4 protein-coding genes are annotated in these 3,004 nt (G+C 70.0%); all 4 read left to right on the top strand.

The features are described from left to right. A partial coding sequence (locus D477_RS20650) for a lyase family protein (protein ID WP_005275344.1) occupies nucleotides 1–803 on the top strand: 803 nt, incomplete at its 5' end. Further along, entirely contained in the window at nucleotides 800–1,594 is a 795-nt protein-coding gene (locus D477_RS20645) for an alpha/beta fold hydrolase (protein WP_005275342.1), read from the top strand. The genes D477_RS20650 and D477_RS20645, both read left to right, overlap by 4 nt. A gap of 34 nt (nucleotides 1,595–1,628) precedes the next feature. Beyond that, nucleotides 1,629–2,054, top strand: a complete 426-nt coding sequence (gene pcaC, locus D477_RS20640; RefSeq protein WP_005275339.1) for a 4-carboxymuconolactone decarboxylase — start codon at nucleotides 1,629–1,631, stop codon at nucleotides 2,052–2,054. 143 nt (nucleotides 2,055–2,197) lie between these two features. Further along, nucleotides 2,198–3,004: thiolase family protein (locus tag D477_RS20635; protein WP_005275337.1), on the top strand; the 807-nt coding region annotated here is incomplete at its 3' end.

Genomic DNA, 3,004 nt, shown 5'->3' with positions numbered 1-3,004 from the left:
CCATGGCGGCGCTGACCTCGGTGGCGGAGGCCAAGGGCAAGAACGACGGCGGCGCGCTGGGTCTTGCGGCCCAGCTTGCGGAGCGTCTGGGGCTGGCCGATCCGGTGGCCCCGTGGCAGACCAACCGGCTGCCGATGACCGCCCTCGCTGCGGCGCTGGCGGACGTGCTGGCCGCGGCCGGGAAGGTGGCCAACGATGTGCTGCTGCTCAGCCGGCCGGAGTTCGGCGAGCTGTCCGAACCCCGGGCCGAGGGGCGCGGCGTCTCCTCGGCGATGCCGCAGAAGCAGAACCCCGTCCTGTCCGTGCTGATCCGCAGCGCGGCCCTGGCAGCCCCGGGGCATCTGGCCCAGGTGCAGGCTGCTGCCGCCGGGGCCATCGACGAGCGGCCGGACGGCTCGTGGCACGTGGAATGGCAGGCGCTGCGGCAGCTGCTGCGGCTGGCCGGGGGAGCGGCGGCACACCTGGCCGAACTCGCCGGCGGCCTCCAGGTGCACATTGACCGGATGCAGCAGAACCTGGCGATCACCGGACCGCTCGTCGTGAGCGAAAAGATCATGGCCGCGGTCGCCCCGTTGCTGGATGCCGGCACGCCCGGCGCCGGCAAGCCGAAGGTCCAGGCGCTGGTGAACGAATCGCTCGGCGGGGGAGCGCCCCTGGCCGACCTGCTCCGCCGGGCCGTGCCCGAGGAGGAGCTGCCGGACACGGAGCTGAAGGCGCTGCTGGACCCGGCCAACTACCTCGGCCAGAACAATGAACTGATCGACCGGATCACCGGACACTTTGCAGAATGGAGCCAAGCATGACCGTCCCCGAAATCACCCCCACCCTGCTCTCCGAAGGCAGCGGCAAGCCGGTGCTGATCGCCGGCGCAGGCCTGGGCACCGGTGCCCAGGCGCTCTGGGGCGACGCCGTGCCTTTCCTGGCGGACTTCCAGGTCATCGGCGTCGACCTGCCCGGCCACGGCGCGAGCCCGGCGTCCACCGAAACCTTCACGGTGGCCGAGCTGGCCGCCGCCGTCGCCACGGTCGTGGAGAAACTGCGGGCCTCCGGCGAGATCGCCAACGACGCCCCGGTTTACTACGCCGGCGTCTCGCTCGCCGGCGCGCTGGGCCTGCAGCTGGGACTGGACTATCCCGAGCTGTTCAAGGGCATCGGCGTGCTCTGCTCCGGGGCGAAAATCGGCGAACCCCAGGCCTGGCTGGACCGGGCCGAGACCGTGCGCACGGCCGGAACCCCCACCATGGTGGAAGGCTCGGCCCAGCGCTGGTTCGCACCCGGCTTCATCGAATCCCATGCCGAGGCCACCACACGGCTGCTGCACACGCTGCAGAACGCGGACCGCTTTGCCTACGCGCATGCCTGCGAGGCGCTGGCCGGCTTCGATGTGCGGGAGCGGCTGGGCGAGATCGCCACGCCCGTGATCGCCATCGCCGGCGGCCAGGACGACGTCTGCCCGCCGCCCTTCGCCGAGGCCACGGCCGCCGGCGTACGCAACGGACGTGCCGCCGTCGTTGCTTCCGCCGCGCACCAGGCGCCGCTGGAAGCCCCGGAGGAAACCGCCAAACTGCTGCGCGAGTTCTTCCTCGCCGCCTGAGCAACCCGCAACAACCCGATAAGGAGCACTCCCCTTGAGTGAAACGCACCGGACCTTCGATCCGGCCAAGTCCCAGCAGGACGTGTACGACGACGGCATGGCAGTCCGCCGCGAGGTTCTCGGCGATGCGCATGTGGACCGCGCGAACGCCGGGATCGACGACTTCACCCAGGACTTCCAGGAGCTGATCACCCGCTACGCCTGGGGAACCATCTGGACCCGCCCGGGCCTGCCGCGCACCACGCGCAGCGCGATTACGTTGACCGCGATGATCGCCAACGGCTACTGGGAGGAGCTCGCGATGCATGTGCGCGCCGCCCTGACCAACGGCATGACCCGCGACGAGATCAAGGAAGTGATCCTGCAGTCGGCGATTTACTGCAGCGTGCCGGCGGCAAACGTGGCCTTCAAAGTGGCCCAGGGCGTCTTCGCATCCCTTGACGAGACTGAACGGAAGTAGCTATAGTTCTTATGTCGCACAGTTGTTCGTGATACGAACGGCGCGGCTGAGAATCTTCCGGTTGGTGTGGCCGCGGCGCAGGTGCCCGCGGCCACGCCGGAGCAGAGCCCGCGCCTGCATCCTGCGCGGTCGAAGGAGTCTTCGTGAACCAGGCGTACCTCTATGACGCGATCCGCACCCCGTTCGGCAAATTCGGCGGAGGATTGGCAGGCGTCCGGCCGGACGATCTGGCCGCCGAAGTAGTCAAGGCAACCGTCGGCCGCGCCCCCGGGCTGGACCCGGCCCGCATCGACGAGGTCATCTTCGGCAACGCCAACGGTGCCGGCGAGGAGAACCGCAATGTGGCCCGCATGGCCACCCTGCTGGCCGGCCTGCCCACCTCCATCCCGGGCACCACCGTCAACCGTCTCTGCGGTTCCAGCCTGGACGCCGCCATCATCGCGTCCCGGCAGATCAACACCGGCGACGCAGACGTGATGCTGGTCGGCGGCGTCGAATCAATGAGCCGGGCGCCCTGGGTGCTGCCGAAGACCGAGAAGCCCTACCCGGCGGGCGACATGACGCTCGCCTCGACCACGCTGGGCTGGCGGCTGGTCAACAAGAAGATGCCGAAGGAGTGGACCGTCTCCCTGGGCGAGGCCACCGAGCAGCTGCGCGAGCGGCACGGCATCACCCGCGAACGCCAGGACGAGTTCGCGGCCAGCTCGCACAACCTGGCCGACGCCGCCTGGAACGAGGGCAAGTACGACAACCAGGTCATCACCGTCCCGGGCACCGAGCTGGCCCGCGACGAAGGCATCCGCCCGAACAGCTCCGCCGAGAAGCTGGCCGGCCTGAAGACCGTTTTCCGCCCGGTCGCCGAGGACCCAGCTGGAGGCAAATCCGGCGGCACCGTGACCGCCGGCAACGCCTCGCCGCTGAGCGACGGCGCCTCCGCGGCGCTGCTGGGC

The organism is Arthrobacter crystallopoietes BAB-32, from assembly GCF_000328305.2.
Lineage (GTDB): Bacteria > Actinomycetota > Actinomycetes > Actinomycetales > Micrococcaceae > Crystallibacter > Crystallibacter crystallopoietes_A.
The sequence above is the reverse complement of the archived record's forward strand: the minus strand, read 5'-3'. Positions and strand labels throughout refer to the sequence as shown.